This window comes from Paenibacillus flagellatus, from assembly GCF_003217775.1.
Taxonomy (GTDB): Bacteria; Bacillota; Bacilli; order Paenibacillales; family NBRC-103111; genus Paenibacillus_AB; species Paenibacillus_AB flagellatus.
Window position 1 is genome coordinate 21,691 of sequence record NZ_QJVJ01000010.1, and the last position, 15,485, is coordinate 37,175.

Annotated in this window: 10 protein-coding genes and 1 riboswitch; of the genes, 9 read left to right on the plus strand and 1 reads right to left on the minus strand. The window is 60.0% G+C overall.

What is annotated here, in order from left to right; all coding sequences use genetic code 11:
- Positions 1 to 69: 69 nt before the first annotated feature.
- The 8 genes from DLM86_RS21355 to DLM86_RS21390 all read left to right on the plus strand — a co-directional run bounded on the left by DLM86_RS21355 (position 70) and on the right by DLM86_RS21390 (position 11,624).
- On the plus strand, positions 70 to 1,896 hold the full coding sequence (locus tag DLM86_RS21355; protein ID WP_110842106.1) for a sensor histidine kinase: 1,827 nt from the start codon (positions 70 to 72) through the stop codon (positions 1,894 to 1,896).
- On the plus strand, positions 1,838 to 3,382 hold the full coding sequence (locus DLM86_RS21360; protein ID WP_110842107.1) for a helix-turn-helix domain-containing protein: 1,545 nt from the start codon (positions 1,838 to 1,840) through the stop codon (positions 3,380 to 3,382). Before DLM86_RS21355 ends, DLM86_RS21360 begins: the two co-directional genes overlap by 59 nt.
- Before the next feature lie 78 nt (positions 3,383 to 3,460).
- Complete coding sequence (locus DLM86_RS21365; RefSeq protein ID WP_110842108.1) at positions 3,461 to 4,378, plus strand: ABC transporter permease; 918 nt, start codon at positions 3,461 to 3,463, stop codon at positions 4,376 to 4,378.
- Complete coding sequence (locus tag DLM86_RS21370; RefSeq protein WP_110842109.1) at positions 4,372 to 5,232, plus strand: carbohydrate ABC transporter permease; 861 nt, start codon at positions 4,372 to 4,374, stop codon at positions 5,230 to 5,232. The genes DLM86_RS21365 and DLM86_RS21370 overlap by 7 nt, the downstream gene beginning before the upstream one ends.
- Before the next feature lie 66 nt (positions 5,233 to 5,298).
- Positions 5,299 to 6,849: an extracellular solute-binding protein gene (locus DLM86_RS21375; RefSeq protein WP_158289601.1), complete on the plus strand. Its 1,551-nt coding sequence runs from the start codon at positions 5,299 to 5,301 to the stop codon at positions 6,847 to 6,849.
- Positions 6,850 to 6,880: 31 nt separating this feature from the next.
- Positions 6,881 to 8,179: an FAD-dependent oxidoreductase gene (locus DLM86_RS21380; RefSeq protein WP_211326565.1), complete on the plus strand. Its 1,299-nt coding sequence runs from the start codon at positions 6,881 to 6,883 to the stop codon at positions 8,177 to 8,179.
- A gap of 28 nt (positions 8,180 to 8,207) precedes the next feature.
- Complete coding sequence (locus tag DLM86_RS21385) at positions 8,208 to 10,268, plus strand: glycosyl hydrolase family 28-related protein (RefSeq protein ID WP_110842112.1); 2,061 nt, start codon at positions 8,208 to 8,210, stop codon at positions 10,266 to 10,268.
- A gap of 39 nt (positions 10,269 to 10,307) precedes the next feature.
- Complete coding sequence (locus DLM86_RS21390) at positions 10,308 to 11,624, plus strand: Gfo/Idh/MocA family protein (protein WP_110842113.1); 1,317 nt, start codon at positions 10,308 to 10,310, stop codon at positions 11,622 to 11,624.
- A gap of 388 nt (positions 11,625 to 12,012) precedes the next feature.
- Here DLM86_RS21390 and DLM86_RS21395 read toward each other — a convergent pair whose 3' ends face one another.
- Positions 12,013 to 13,947, minus strand: a complete 1,935-nt coding sequence (locus DLM86_RS21395; RefSeq protein ID WP_110842114.1) for an S-layer homology domain-containing protein — start codon at positions 13,945 to 13,947, stop codon at positions 12,013 to 12,015.
- Positions 13,948 to 14,189: 242 nt separating this feature from the next.
- A riboswitch (cyclic di-GMP riboswitch) is annotated at positions 14,190 to 14,280 on the minus strand.
- Positions 14,281 to 14,837: 557 nt separating this feature from the next.
- Here DLM86_RS21395 and DLM86_RS21405 point away from each other — a divergent pair.
- Positions 14,838 to 15,470, plus strand: a complete 633-nt coding sequence (locus DLM86_RS21405) for a hypothetical protein (RefSeq protein ID WP_110842115.1) — start codon at positions 14,838 to 14,840, stop codon at positions 15,468 to 15,470.
- Positions 15,471 to 15,485 lie beyond the last annotated feature (15 nt).

The window sequence follows — 15,485 nt, forward strand, 5'->3', positions numbered from 1 at the left end:
GACAGTTCCGATAAGATGGTGCTAACATGGGCATAGACTAACTATCGATCGTGACAGGGAGGGTCCCTCATGGGCGTATGGCTGAACAAGCTGCTGCCGCAAAAAATCAAACACCGGTTTTTCTTCAGCTTCGTCCTCTTCGTGCTGATTCCGCTGCTCCTGCTGCAGCTGTATTACTACCGGTCCACGGAGCGTCTGATCGTAGAGAAAATCCAGGAGCAGAGCGGGGAACAGCTGAGCCTCATGAAGTCGGAGTTCAACGAGATGACGAACATGGCGCTCCTGCAATGGATCGCGCTGGAGCGGAGCCGGGATCTGGTGAACGCCCTCCGCGAAAGCGACGGAGACGTCGACGCGCGAAGCGAGACGATCCGGGAAGCGATCGATCGCAGCCGCAGCCGCGCGATGCCGCTGAGCCGGTATCTGCACTATTCCGTAGCCGATCTGGCGGGGGTCCAGGCGAGCTCGGCCGAAGCGGAAGGAGGACAGCCGGAGCCGGGCTGGGGCGCCAAAGCGCTGGAGAAGCTGCAGGAAACGGGCGCCCCCTACAAGTGGATCCCCGGAGTGCCGAATTACTTGCCCGCCGGCTTGACGTGGAGCGGCAAGCTCCTTACCCTCATCGCGACGATCCGGGACGGGGACGCCCTCATCGGCGTGATCCGCATCAGCTTCGACTACGAGACGTGGTTGAAGGAGGCGGCCAAAAATTTCCCCGTGCTCCAAACGTACTACATCCTGGACGAGACGGGCCAAGCGCTGGCGCAAACGGAGCCGACCAGTCGAATCCGGCCCGCCGTGGTGAAGAAGTTGACGTCGGCCGCACCCAAACCCGCCTATTGGGTGGAGGAGTCGAACACGATGCTGTACGGCTCGACTTGGCTGCTGCCGGAGCGCTGGCAGATCGTCTGCGCTTTTCCGCTGCGGATCTATTTCGGCGACCTGAAGCTGCTGGAACGGCGGTTTCTCCTCACTTTTCTGGTTTTGACCGGCATTTTCATCCTGCTGACCTTATTCATCTCCGCGTCGGTGACGCGGCCGCTCAAGCTGCTCAAGAACAAGATGGAGGGCATGGTCCGGGCCGAGATGAAGACGTTCCTGCCGGAACAGGCCTATCGCGGCGAGCTGTCGGCACTGGCCCGCGCCTTCAACCGCATGGTCTCCGATATGCACCTGATGGTCGACCGGCTGAAACGCGAGGAGCGGCAGCGGGAGTCCGTACGCTTCCAGATGCTGATCAGCCAGGTGAACCCCCATTTTCTGCTCAATACGCTGAATACGTTGAAATGGCATGCGATTGACAAGGACGACCAGACGGCGGCCGATATCTGCAAGCGGCTCAGCAAGCTGCTGGAATCGAGCCTGACCGACGAAGCCGACCTCATCCATCTGCAGGACGAGATCGATCTGGTCGAAGCGTACGTGCGAATTCAGAAATTCCGCTACGACGACCGTTTCGCCGTGCAGTACGAGTACGACGAGCAGCTGCGGTACGCTCTCGTGCCCAAGCTGAGCCTGCAGCCGCTGGTGGACAACTGCATTACCCACGGGTTCCCGCGCATGGAGAAGCAGGGGATCATCCGGGTCCGGGTTTTCCGGGCGGGGGACAAGCTCGTGATGGAAGTGCAGGATAACGGACAAGGCGTGGAGGAAGCGGAGAAAAAGAAGCAAAGGCGGATTCGGAAGGGCATCGGGCTGACGAACGTCCGCGAGCGGCTGCAGCTTCTCTTCAAGCGGGAGGCGGAGCTCGAGCTGATTGCGTTGGAAGAGGGAGCCCTTGTCCGGGTCGCCTTTCCGCTGCTGCTTGCCGACCCATATCAAGCCGAAGGAGGGGACGTCCATGTGGAAACTGATCATCGCAGAAGACGAGCCGATGGTGCGCCGGACGATCCGGAATAAGGTCGACTGGGGGCGGCTCGGCTTCGAGATCGTCGCAGAAGCGGAGAACGGGGAGGATGCATTGCAGCTCATTCGGGAACACGAACCCGACCTCGTGATCGCCGATATCGTCATGCCGTTCATGGACGGGATCGAGCTGCTCAAGACGGCGCGTGCGGAAGGGCGAGAGACCCGCTTCCTGATGCTGACGTGCATGAACGAATTCGAGTATGCACGCCAAGCGCTGGAGCACGGGGCGTCCGCGTATGTGCTGAAGGCATCCATGGATATGGAATCGCTGGCGGAGGCTTTGCGGAAAATCCGACGGGAGCTGGAGAGCCGCACGGAATTGCTGGAGCTGAAATCCCGGACGAAGCTGTACGCCTACGAGCAGCTGCTGCCGCAGCTATGGGAGCGGCTGTACGCCCCTGCGAACGACGCCGGCCTCCCCGCCTCCGCCGACGCCGAGCGCGGCGAGCTCGTCGTCCGGCCGGTCGCCGGCTCGGAATACGTATGGATCGGCGTGTTCCTGAGCAGCCGCCCCGACCGCTGCCTGGAGGAGGTCGAGCGGCCGGGCTTCTCGGTCGCCGGCCCGCTCGCCGGCTTGACCGCTTATTGCCAGTCGGGCGTCACCACCGTGTTCGCCTTCGCCGGCCGGCCGCCGAAGTGGAACGGGCCCTCCGCCCTCGATCGGGGCGGCGGCGCTTCCTCCACGCTGCTTACAGGCGTCAATGGGCGCGCGGTCCCGGTCGCGGAGCTGCCGCATGCGTGGGCCCGCCTGCTGCAAGCGGCGGACCGGCTCTGGTACGACAACCGGGTCGGCGTGATATACGAGGACCTGCAGGGGCAACCGAAAGCTGCGCCGCCACAGCTTTCCTGGGTGTACGAGAAGGAGCTGCTTCGCGAATTCGAGCAGGCCAAGCTGGAGGCCTGCACCAAGACGCTGGAGGCGATGTGGGAGGAGCAGCGCCGGCTGCTGTATCCGCTCGTGCTCGTCAAGTCGGCGGCGCTGCACTTGGATCAAGTGCTGGCGCGCATAGCCGGCCGGCCCGCCATCCCGGCGCGCGAGCTGCTGGAGGCCGCCTCGTTCGCCGACATGAAGGCCCGGTTCGAACGGCGGCTCTCCCTGTATATGCATCATTATGCCACGTCCGAGGGGAGCCCGACCGACCACGAGGAAATCAACAAAATCATCGCCTATATCCGCCAAAATTACGACGCCCCCCTCACCCTCAAGTCGTTGTCTCGCTATGTGTCGATGGAGGAGCATTACGTCAGCCGGCTGTTCAAGAAAAAGGTCGGGGAGTCGCTGATCCACTATTTGCAGCAATACCGGGTCGAGAAAGCGAAGGCGCTCCTGACCGAGACGGACTTGAGCATCGGCGACGTCGGGCGCAGCGTAGGCTTCGCGAACGACAACTACTTCAATAAAATTTTCAAACGCACCACAGGGCTGACGCCGAGCGAATTCCGCAAACGGTTCCAACCGGATAAAATCGTTCCATAAACGGGACAACAATGTTCCTTAATCCCGGCTCCCGCCCCTGTTACGATAAGAGCAGAACAGCAGAGGGGGAGGAACCGAATGATCCATTCGGCCGCATACTGGAAAAAGGTTTGGGAGTTTCGCGCCATTTACTTGATGCTGCTCCCGGGGATCGTCTATTACATCGTATACAAATACGTCCCGATCTATGGGCTCGTCATCGCCTTCAAGGATTACGACATCCTGAAGGGGATCCTGGGCAGCCCTTGGGCCGACCCTTGGTACAAATACTTTCAGCAATTTTACGATTCTCCTTATTTCACTCAGCTGTTGACCAACACTTTGCTCATCTCCGTGTACAAGCTGTTGTTCGGCATGGTCCCCCCCATCGTCCTGGCCATCCTTTTGAACGAATGCCGGGTCCGGTGGCTGAAGGGGCTCGTGCAGACGCTGAGCTACATGCCCCATTTCTTGTCCTGGGTTATTATCTACGGCATCCTGATCGTGCTGCTGTCCCAGAACAGCGGTATTGTAAACCGGTGGATCGTCGAGGCCGGAGGGACCGCCATCCCGTTCCTGAGCTCGCCCGAATGGTTCCGGACCGTCCTCGTGGGCTCCGAATTGTGGCAGAACCTGGGCTGGGGCGCGATCATTTATCTGGCGGCCATGGCAGGCATCGATCCCACCTTGTACGAAGCGTCCCGCGTAGACGGGGCAAGCCGCGTGCGCATGATCTGGCACATCACGCTGCCCGGCATCCGCAACGTTGTCGTGCTGCTGCTGATTCTGCGGCTCGGCCACCTGCTGGACGCCGGCTTCGATCAGATCTACATCCTCTACAACGTCCATGTCTATCCGGTAGCCGACATTCTCGACACATGGGTATTCCGGACCGGTCTCGAGCAGTTCAATTTCAGCCTTGCTTCCGCCGTAGGTTTGTTCAAATCGCTAATCGGACTCGTGCTCGTCCTGGCTTCGAACGCGATGGCCAAACGTTGGGGGGAGAGCATATGGTAAACTCCGCCTCCGACCGTGTGTTCAGCCGGGTGTCCTATGCGATTCTGGCGATCGTCGGACTCGCGGCGGTCATTCCCATGCTGTACGTATTCTCCGTCTCTCTGACGCCCTACGGCGAAGTACTGAAAAACGGCGGGTACGTGCTGATTCCCAAATCGATTACGTTCGAGGCGTACCGGAAGCTGTTCGAAACGTCGAATATCATGCGCTCCTTCTATGTGACGATCTTCCTGACGGTCGCAGGTACGGCGGTGAACTTGACGCTGACGGCGCTGACCGCCTACGGGCTCAGCCGCAAGAAGCTGCCGATGCGCTCGCTGTTCCTGTACATGATCGTGTTCACGCTGCTCTTCAGCGGGGGCATCATCCCGACGTACTTGATCGTCAAGGCTACCGGGCTGCTCGATTCGATCTGGGCGCTCATATTGCCGAACGCGATCTCCAGCTTCAATGTGCTGCTGATGAAAAGCTTCTTCGAGAACTTGCCCGAGGAGCTGTTCGAATCGTCGCGGATGGACGGGGCTACCGAATTCCGCATTCTGTGGCAGATCGTCGTCCCGCTGTCGAAGCCTTCGCTGATCACGATCGGCTTGTTCTACGCGGTGGGGCACTGGAACCAGTTTTTCTCCGCGATCATGTACATCACCGACCGGACGCTGTATCCGCTCCAGGTGGTCGTGCGGGAGATTTTGACGATGGCGCAGCAGCCGCTGGAAAATGCGGAAAATATGGTGCCGACCGTGACGATGCAGATGAGCGCCGTCGTCGTGGCCAGCCTCCCGGTGTTTATCGTCTATCCGTTCCTGCAAAAGCATTTCACCAAGGGCATGCTGCTCGGTTCCGTGAAAGGCTGACGACGGTTGAACTTGGCGCGCCAATTTCAATACATGCAACATTCCACAGAGAGGGGCTTTCATGCAATGAATCATTGGAAGAAAGGCACGGCCGTTCTGACCGTCGCCGCCCTGACCGCTGCGCTGACAGCCGGCTGCGGCGGCAAGGGGAGCTCGAACTCGGAGGAGACGCCGGGTGCATCCGCGACCGGAACGCCGGTCAAACCGGCGGCACCCGTCCCCCTGAACGTCACGCTGACCGGGACGGGACTCCCGCCTCCGGACGCGGATGTCATCAAGCAGACGCTTGACAAGAAGCTGGGCATCGACCTGACCTTGGCTCCGCTGCAGACGTTGGACGACTACACCAAGCAAGTGCGGCTGCGCATCTCCGCCGGCAATTATCCCGATCTGTTCCAAGTATCCTACGCCGAGATGAAGGAATATGCCGACAAGGGGCTGCTGCTCGATCTGACGCCGTATTACGGCAAGGAGCTGAAGCCCGCGGCCGACTTCGTGACCTCGCTGTCCGGCGAGCTGCTGAAGAAAGCTTCCTACAACGGCAAAATGTATGCGATTCCGCGCAACGGGGACGCTCCGTTCGACGCCTATTGGATTCGCAAGGATTGGCTCGACAAGCTGGGCCTGAAGGCGCCGACGACGCTCGACGAGCTGCTCGCGGTGGCGAAGGCGTTCACCGAGAACGACCCGGACGGCAACGGCAAGAAGGACACATACGGCATTCTGGGCGGCGAGTTCGCCACGTTCGCCTCCGTGCTGGGCGCGTACGGCGTGAGCAATCCGTTCGCGGGCGCTTTCTACAAGCAAGGCGACAAGCTCGTCAACGCCTTCTACGACCCGAACATGCCGCTTGCGCTCGGCGCGATCAAGACGCTCATCGACGCGAACGTGGTCGATCCCGAGATCATGACGAACAAGTCCAACGAAATTCAGCAGAAGGCGTTCCAGGGCAAGGGCGGCATCGTCAACTACCCTTGGACCGGCTTCGCCAAGGATGAATTCATAGCCCAGATCAAGACGGTAAATCCCAAGGCGGAATGGATGACGTTCGACGCGCCCAAAGGGCCTGCGGGCCAATTCGACGGAGCGTTCGACTATGACCGGCCGGGCCGTCTGCTGGCGATACCGAAGACGCTGGAGAAGGACAAGGAGAAGCTGCAAAAGGTGTTCGACCTGATCAATTACGTCTCGTCGAAGGAAGGCAACGAGCTCGTCATGTACGGGATCGAGGGCAAGCATTATACCAAGCAGGACGGCAAGTATACGCTCACGGACCTGATGACCAAGGAAGGCGGTTACTTCTCGCTGTACCAGTTTACCGGACGTCCGAACGAATCGTACCTGGCGAACAAGTTTCCGAACCAAAAGGAAGTCAGCGCCTATGCGGCGAACGCCAAGCGGATCCGCTTGCTCGACAGCTCGGTCATTCCGCCGGACGGGTTCAATAAAGCCGACGCGGATCGCTACGCGAAGGAGGAGATGGTCAAGTTCGTCTACGGCAAACGTCCGTTGTCCGAATACCCGGCCTTCCTCAAGACGCTTGAGGAGACGTTCAAATACAAGCTCTACACGGATTCGGCCGAAAAGCAATTGAAGGAGCAAGGCTTGTTGAAATAAACGCGAAGCCAGCGATGAAGGACGATGGAGGATGACTGCGATGACGGATTTGGAGTATGACGTAATCGTCGCGGGGGGCGGGCCGGGCGGAATCGCCGCGGCCGTCGCCTCCGCGCGGCTGGGCGCGAAGACGCTGCTGATCGAGCGGTACGGGTTTCTGGGCGGGGCGGGCACCGCGATGATGGTGAACCCTTGGATGACCTATTGGGCGCACTTCTCGGACGGGAAGGAGATCCAGGTGATCAGCGGCGTGCTGCAGGAGCTCGTCGAGCGGATGGAAGCGCTGGGCATGTACGGCCATCCGAAGCAGCGGACCGCGTTCGACCCGGAGGCGCTGAAGGTCGTCGCCGAGGAGCTGTGCCTGGAAGCCGGCGTTCGCCTGCTCTACCATACGTTCCTGGGCGGAGTCCGAACGGATGCGTCAGGGCGGAAGGTGGAGTCGCTGATCGTCGCCAACAAGGCGGGACTTGTGGAGCTGAAGGCGCGGCTCTTCGTCGACACGACGGGAGACGCCGACTTGGCGGCGATGGCCGGCGCGACCGTGGAGAAGGGCCGGAGCGTCGACAGTCTGATGCAGCCGATGACGCTGAACTTCCGGATGGGCGGCGTCGACGTCGACCGGATGCCGGAGCGCGCGGAAATTTCCCGCCGGTATGCAGAGGCCAAGGCCAGGGGCGAGATCGATTGCCCGCGGGAGAACGTCCTGTGGTTCTACGCGACGCAGCCGGACGTCATCCACTTCAATACGACGCGGATTCTTCGAAAGGACGCGACCGACCCGTGGGAGCTGACCGAGGCCGAGATCGAGGGACGCCGCCAAGTGCAGCAGCTCGTCAAGTTTCTGACGCGCGAGGTGGAAGGCTTCGAGCGCGCCTACCTGCAGACGACGGCGCCGCAGATCGGCGTGCGCGAGTCGCGGCGGGTGATCGGCGACTACATCCTGACCGCCGACGAGCTGCTCGCGGCTTGCAAATTCGACGACGTGATCGCGCGCGGCACGTATCCCGTCGACATTCACAATCCGAGCGGCGAAGGGACGATCATGAAGCATCTGCCGCCGGGCGAATGGTACGACATCCCGTTCCGCTGCCTGATCCCGCTCGGGCTCGACAATCTGCTCGTCGGCGGCCGTCCGGTATCGGCCACGCACGAGGCGCATTCCGCCATCCGCGTGCAGCCGATCGCGATGGCGATCGGGCAGGCGGCCGGCGCGGCGGCGGCGATCTGCGCCCGGGAGGGCCGGACGCCGAGGGAAGTGGACATTCGCAGCGTCCAGCAAGCTTTGACCAAGCAAGGCGCATCCTTGGGACTCGACACACGTGCATTCTGACATCCTACTTGATTAGGAGGAATCACTAATGGAGAACCGCAATGGAAGCAACGGAGAGAATGGGGAGAAGCCGGGCGGAGAGCATCGGGTCGGCGAACGGTCGGGCGGCTTCGAGGGGCGGGAGGGCAAGGCAATCTCCCGGCGCAAGCTGCTCGTCTCGCTGGGCATGGCCGGCGCCGCGGTCGCGGCGGGCTCGCTGGTCAATGGCTCGGGGGCGTTCGCGAATGGATCGGACAGCGTAACCGAATCGGTGTACGGCAAGGGCAAGGGGAAGGGCAAAGACAAAGGCAAGAAGGGCAAGGACGACGGGTTGGACGATCCTTGCTGTTCCTTGGACGAGTTCGTCCTCAACACGACGATTGCCGAGCTGCGTGTCGCCACGACGGCGAACGCGGACCATGTCTACTATGTGCGCGATCTCGGTCAGCAGGGGCATTTCCGCTACGACCCGACGGACACGGCGTCGGCGGACAATACGGGCACCGTGCTCGTGTCCGCGGCGGGGCTCCGGTTCAAGCGTATTTACGCCGAAGCCTTGAACGTGAAATGGTTCGGCGCCAAGGGTGACGGCGTGACCGACGACGCGGCCGCGATCCAGCTCGCCGTCGATACGGCGCAGGGCCGGGGCGATACGCTGTTTTTCCCGACGGCGGACTATATGATCGCCGCGCCGATCTCGATCGGCAGCTCGAAGAAGCCGATCCGCATCGTCGGCGACGGGTTTCAGAAGGGCTCCTGGATTCGCGCCCACTCGTCCGTGTCGCCGACGAACCCGCTTAAGGCCGCGTTCCTATTCGACGACACGAAGGTCGCGGAGCGGTTCGAATTTTCGGACATCGTCATCCAGGGCGAGACCGGCAAGTTCGAATACGGCATCTACACCAAGATGATCTCCCACTCCCTGTTCCGCCGCATCCGGATCGTGCAGACGAAGGTCGCCGCGCTGGCCATCGGCTATGGCTGGAGCAACGATATCGAGACCTGCGAGTTCTCCTACAATTTAGGCGACGGCATCCTGTTCGCCGCCGACAATGTCAACATGCTTAACGTAGTCAACACGAAGCTGTTCCTAAACAATGGCATCGCCATCAACATGGCGAACAACTCGCTCGGCGTCCGGATCAACGGCTGCACCATCGAGAAAAACAAAGTGTGCGGCATCTATACGAAGATGCTCAATACGCCGCTTGACGTCACCGACTGCTACTTCGAGAACAACGGGGAGGCGGGCTATCAGCTGACGAACCCGAACCGGCTCGTGCGCACGTGCATCCTCATCAACGGCAATACGGCGGCCGGCGTCGTGGCCAACGCGTACCCGACCAGCACGGTCAGGATCAACAACAACATCGTGTCGGTTTCGTCCGACGAGTCGTTCGTGACCTGCTACTCGGCCGGCTCCAGCCTGGAGGTCGCGAGCAATACGTTCGTCCGGTACAAGACGCCGGCGGCAGCCTATGCGGTGCTGCGAACGGGGACGAGCAAGACCGGCCTGGGCGCCCGCGTGAACCATGCCCGGATCTACGGCAACGGAGTCTGGGACAATCACAAGTCGGCGCTGACGCTCCGGCCGCTCTGGGTCGAGGATTTGGCTGCGTCCGCCAGCCTGCTGCACACGGCGTGGATCCAGGGGGTGCCCGAGCTGGACTACGCGCCGCCCGCGGGCTCCTATACGTCCGTACTCGGCGGAGGCGGCGGCACGTATACGCTGTCCGCGACGGTCAAGTTCAACGGCCAGGACGTCTACGAATTGGCGGGCGCCGCCAATACCGACGTGTTCGGCTATACGATCGATCTGGCCGACTACCCGCGGCTCGCCGGCAAATACGTCTACATCGCCTTCTACGCCAAGCCTTCGGCAGCCGGTACCGGCGCCGCCGCCTATACGAGCCAGCTGGGGATGAGCACGACGGCGTACCCGGCCGATACGAGCTGGCGGCTGATCAGCTATGTGGACCTGATGCCGGCGAGCGGCACGGTCGCGTTCGGGCTGCGCAAAATATCCGGCTCGGCCGGCACGACCTTGTACGTCTCGCAGCCGGTGCTGAAGGAAGTCGGCGCACCGACGAACAGCTTCGTGGAAAGCTGAATCCGGGGCACCAAGAGAGAATAAAGGCAGGAGAGACCGATGGCAGAGAAACAAACATATATTCGGCAAACGAAAACGCCGCTTCGGGTCGTGATCGTGGGCGCGGGCAACCGCAGCTTGACCTATGCCTCCTACGCACTCACGCATCCGGAGGAGCTGCAGGTCGTCGCGGTCGTCGATCCCGACGGGCTGCGGTGCAATCGGCTGGCCGACCTGCACGGCGTCGCGCCTGACCGGCGGTACGCGAGCCTGGCCGCCTTGTTCGCGGACGGGCGGATCGCCGACGCCGCGATCAACGGCACGATGGATGCGCTGCACGTCCCGACCAGCCTGCCGCTCTTGGAGGCCGGGTACGATATCCTGCTCGAGAAGCCGATCGGCATCTCGAAGGAGGAGATTCTCGTCCTGCTGGATGCGGCCCGCCTCCATGACCGGAAGGTCATGATCTGCCACGTACTGCGGTATGCGCCCTATTATCGGGAAATTCGCCGGCGGATTGCCGACGGGGTCATCGGGGATATCCTGAATATCCAGACGGGCGAGCATGTGAGCTACCACCACATGGCGGCCGCTTTCGTCCGCGGCAAGTGGGGCAGCAAGGAGCAAGGCGGCTCCTCGATGCTGATGGCCAAATGCTGTCATGACATGGACCTGATCACATGGCTGAAAAGCGGGATCCCGCCGGTCCGGGTGACGAGCAGCGGGAGCCTGAGCTTCTTCCGCAGCGAGCGGGCACCCGCCGGATCGGGAACACGCTGCCTGGCCGATTGCGCCATCGAAGCGAGCTGCGATTATTCGGCCCGCAAGCATTACATCGACCAAGGCCGGTGGGGGCCATACGTGTGGAGGTCGATCGAACACTTGGGAACGGAGCCGACGACGGAGCAGAAGCTGGAGTCGCTGCGCACGGACAATCCGTATGGCCGCTGCGTCTGGCGCTGCGACAACGACGTGGTCGACCACCAGTCCGTCGTGATTGAATTCGCGGACGGGTCTACGGCGACCCATACCCTGATCGGCAACACGGCCAAGCCGTGCCGGACGCTGCATATCGTCGGCACGAAGGGCGAGATCAACGGCGTCATGGAGGACGGCTTCTTCACGGTTCGCCATCCCGATCCCCGGGCCGGCCATGAATTCACCGAAGAGCGGGTGCGCCTGAACGTGTCCATGGACATGCACGGCGGCGGGGATCTGCGGCTGGTCGAGGATTTCATCCGCTGCTGCCGGGGCGAAGCCCCTTCGCTCTCCACGACGTCGCTGGACGACTCGATCTACGGGCACTTGCTCGGGTTTGGCGCGGATCAGGCGATGGAAGAAGGCGTCTGGGTGACGCTGGAGCGCCTGGAGTCGTAAGCCGGTGGCCGGTACCCAATAGGAGTAAAATGGGGTTGTACTAGGTTTGAATAGATTCGTCGGACGACCGGCACACAACGTTGGCATAGTAGGTGCCGGGCGTGGAAATCGGCTTCTTGTTCGCAACACGGAAGAGGAAATTTGCCGCATGCTGGGCGCACCCGAGGCTTTCGTGAAAGAAATGATCACGGAATACCGGATCGGGCAGACTTGCTCAACAAACGGGCATAAAGAACGGCCGATTAAACGGGCTCATGCAAGGTAGGATTGAAACAATCCGGCCGTGGCTGCCGCCTATGATGATGGGGCGGTACATGCCTAAATGAAAAGAGTCCTTCCGGATCTTCTCCGGAGGACTCTCTTCGCGTTCCGTAGACGGCCGGACGCCTTACGGCTTGTCTTGCAGAATGCGGACGAGCACCGCGACGGCTTCCGCTCTCGTGGCCATGCTGGACGGCTCGAACCGGTTGTTGGAGCGGCCCTCGACGATCCCTTCCCGTTCCGCTTTCGCCACAAACCCTTTCGCCCAGAACGGAATGTCCGCATCGTCCGCGAACGATGTCGCCGTGATGGCGGCGGACAGCTTCCAGCCGCGGATCAGCATGGTGACCATTTCCGCTCGGTTGATCTTCACGTTCGGGCGGAGCGTCACGTCCTCGTAGCCCACGATAATGCCCGCTTGGACAGCGGCGGCCAATTCGGCTTCCGCCCAGCCGGGAATGTCGTCCCGGTCCTTGAACGAATCGAGGACGGCGGCATCTCCCGATTTCGGCAGCTTCATCGCCCGCGCGACCATCAGCGCGAACTGCAGCCTCGTCACTTCATCGTCCGGCAGGAACTTGTCGCTCGAAGGGCCTTGCACCACGCAAAGCTCCGAAGCCGATTCGATGTGCGATTTCGCCCAATGGTTTTGGATATCCGTCCAGGTGAGCTTCGTACAAGCGGCTCCGCCCGACTGTCCCGGTGGTTTGTCCGGATCCGGCTTATCTACGGGATTGCCGGGAGTCGTCGACGTCGATCCGCCTCCGCCACTTCCGCCGCCGTTGCCGGTATCCGCGCCCCCGTTTCCGTCTGTCTCTCCTTCATTGCCCGGCGATGTCGAAGCCGTGTCCTGACGGGTCACTTCAACCGTGTATGTCTTTTTCGTCACGCCGTCTTCCGCCGTTATCGTTACCTCAATCTTGTTATACCCGACGTTCAGCGGAATCGCCTGCGATGCCGTCCCGCTCGTTACCGGCGTTCCGTTTACGGTCACCGTCGCCATCGGATCGTAGACGGTCGCCGTGACCGTCAAGCTGTATACGCTGTTCGTCACTGTAGCCGTGTAGTTCGTCGTACCTCGGTGGAACCCCGGCGACAGTTCGCCCGGCGATAGTGTCAGGTTGATCAGGTCCGCATTGCTGCTCGCCGAGACGGTTACGGTGCTGGCCGCCGTTCGCCCATCCGCCGTAGTCGCGGCGATGGTCGTCGTTCCCGGCGTATGGCCCGGCGTGACATAACCGTACCCGTCGACCGTCGCGATCGACGAATCGTAGGTCGCCCACGTCACGCTTGGGGTCGTGCCGTCGTCCGGATCAAAGCGCGCTGTGAGCTGCGCGCCGCTTCCGCCCTTGACCAGACTCAACTGCGACGGCGTAACCGCCAAGTCATTCACGGTGTAAGTGACGGTCAGCTTGGGTCCGAAGGTCAGGTGCTCGTCTGAATAATAGCGTCGAACCCAATTCCCCGACGAGAAATGCTCGGATCGCAACACAATCCCATCGTTCGGCACGACTCCATCGATCCATTGCTGCGTCAGGCCGGTCAAATCAAACTGTGTTTTCGAGGCCGTATCAAAACCGTTGACCCGCTGCGATAAGACAGGATCGGGGTCAAACGCCGACGCACTGTTCCACGTAATCGTGTTTTCGTCCCAGGCGCCCATAACCCGATAAACAGCAACCGTTGCGCTAACGTTATTTCTGTTAAATGCGGAACTCATCGAGGTCAATTCCAAAGTGGCGTTCGTGAGGGTCGCATCGGGCGGTATTGACGAAAGATCGAATTGGATGTACGGTCTTACCTCATTTGTGTCGTTCCCGAGGGTTAACTGGGACGTATTGTAATATAAGTCGGGTATTTGTCTGGTAACGGCTTGTCCTTGCACGGCCGTAGGATAGCTGGCACTATTCTGAACCACCACCGTCTTCGATGTCGCCGCCGCAGATGCCGCGTCAGGGAACATCAGCATTGAGCCAAGAGAAAAAAATGCGAGCAGTCCACTGAGAAAGGCGGAAATGTTGCGTTTGCGGAAACGACTTCGGTTACGTAGTGAAGTTGGCATGTTCTTAATCCTCCAATGGTATGACGTATGTTGTGACTGTGCGAACCGGGAACGGATGCCAACCGATCTTCCGCGGCAACGGCTCAGACGATGAATTCCTTATTCAGGGATAACTCCCCTTTCCTTAATCGCTAGTTGGCGACGTTCCACCTCCTCTAAACCTTCTTCCCGGGTTTCAAGGCCGGAGTGTTTTTTTGAACGCAAAAAACCTCCGCCTGACCGACGGAGGTTCATCCGCCGTTTCGAGCAGCTGGCTGGCATCGCGGATACAACTCCGCCTTAGCCCCTGTAGCTTTGCGTCCCCGCTTTTCAACGGGTTTGCCTTTGTTTCCAACGGTTCGATAGATTGTTACAAATGTTGACAATTGCAACTATAACAACATCTGTTACCTTTTGGTATAGGTCAACCGAAGCTTGTAAATTCCCCCAATTGGGAAAAAGCTACTGTCCAAGCGATAAGGGGTTCAGCCAAGGATGGCCGTTTTACGGTTGGGATCGGCTGCCTTCCATTGTTTTTATGCCGGCTGGAGAGGGTTAAACTCGTTTTTCATTCCAACTTGAAAAAAGATGACTCGTCAAGTAAATATTTGTCGATTTTTGTAGGAAAAAAGAAATTATTGTTTTTTTTGAAGGAGCGGAACGGCGACGGATTTTCTCTGTCCGTGGGAGGGCCGTCGTTTTCGGCGTGACGGCGAAGGAATGGATGCCTTCCGCTTTCGCCAGAGCCGAAGACCCGAACAGCGGCGGGCGGGTAGGATTTTTCCGAAAATAGGCAATCATCTAAGCGCTGCCACACATGGACACATACCATGATGAACGGGAACTAGGCGCGAAATCGCAAAGGAATACCCGTTCCATTACGGCAAGCATGAAAGGTGCGAAGCATACAGATGATCTCACGGGCTGTTTTTGATGTAGATGTTGTCCCCGATTTTGCAAATCAAGCATTGTTGGTTGCGGGCTGCGGAGGCTCGCCATTGCCTACTTTTACGGTGCCCGATGGTAATGTTGTCCTGCGACGGGGGAAGGCGAAAGCAAGGGTTTCCCTAACCAACAGCGATTCTTCCGAATGCATCGATAATCGAATCGAGGTGGGGGTAGCGACTGCGCGAACGTTAGGCTTGATCAATAAGAGGCGCTACAATGTGCGGTTTGACTCGGTCGAACGAAGCATTTCTTTTTTTCGAAAACCGGTGTCGCGTACTTCGATCGCCACTAGAATTGGCAGCACAGTCGTTGAAATAAATACGAATGGCGACAGGACCGTCACTCGGATCAAGGACAATGAAATACACGTTTCGGCGATCGGCGTAGTATTACTCGGAATTCTCAAGAATCAGCTGCTATTGAAGCGCGGAGTTGTAACGAAAAGGGTTCGACTTCAAGCAGGCTCGGACATATTTGTTGAGCCGTTCATTCAAGTAACTCCCAACACGGCGAACATGTTTGGCTTGGTTGAAGAGGACACTCCGGTAGCCTTTAACCAAATCAGCTCGGTCCTTCGCATACATCCCGGCAAGTAAGCAGCGCCTCCGGAT